Source organism: Shigella sp. FC1567, from assembly GCF_001743015.1.
GTDB classification, from domain to species: domain Bacteria; phylum Pseudomonadota; class Gammaproteobacteria; order Enterobacterales; family Enterobacteriaceae; genus Escherichia; species Escherichia coli.
In genome coordinates this window covers 1-446 of the sequence record NZ_MIIV01000401.1, presented here as the reverse complement: position 1 = coordinate 446, position 446 = coordinate 1, and the positions used below count along the sequence as shown (strand labels likewise).

The 446-nt window shown below is 50.9% G+C and carries 1 protein-coding gene; it reads left to right on the top strand.

Going from position 1 to position 446, the window contains the following annotated elements; translation table 11 throughout:
- The coding region (locus BHE85_RS18690; protein WP_032232747.1) for an integrase core domain-containing protein at positions 1-306 on the top strand (306 nt) is incomplete at its 5' end.
- Between the last annotated feature and the right edge of the window lie 140 nt (positions 307-446).

Sequence of the window (446 nt, the reverse complement as noted above, 5' to 3'; positions counted from 1 at the left end):
AAAGGTTCTCAGTATGTATCGCTGGCCTACACACAGCGGCTTAAGGAAGCCGGATTACTGGCATCAACAGGAAGTACAGGCGACTCGTATGACAACGCGATGGCGGAGAGCATCAATGGTCTTTACAAAGCGGAGGTAATACACCGTAAGAGCTGGAAAAACCGTGCAGAAGTGGAACTGGCCACACTCACGTGGGTGGACTGGTATAATAATCGACGATTGCTGGAAAGGCTGGGCCACATCCCTCCGGCAGAAGCAGAAAAAGCTTATTATGCTTCCATCGGAAACGATGATCTGGCAGCCTGAGTTCACAGATAAAACACTCTCCAGGAAACCCGGGGCGGTTCAGTTCTTTAATCTGCTTCATGGCGGCAGCAAGTTCAGAGGCAGGAACAACCTGTTCTCCGGCGGCCACAGCAGTAAGACTTCCTTCCTGGTATTGCTTA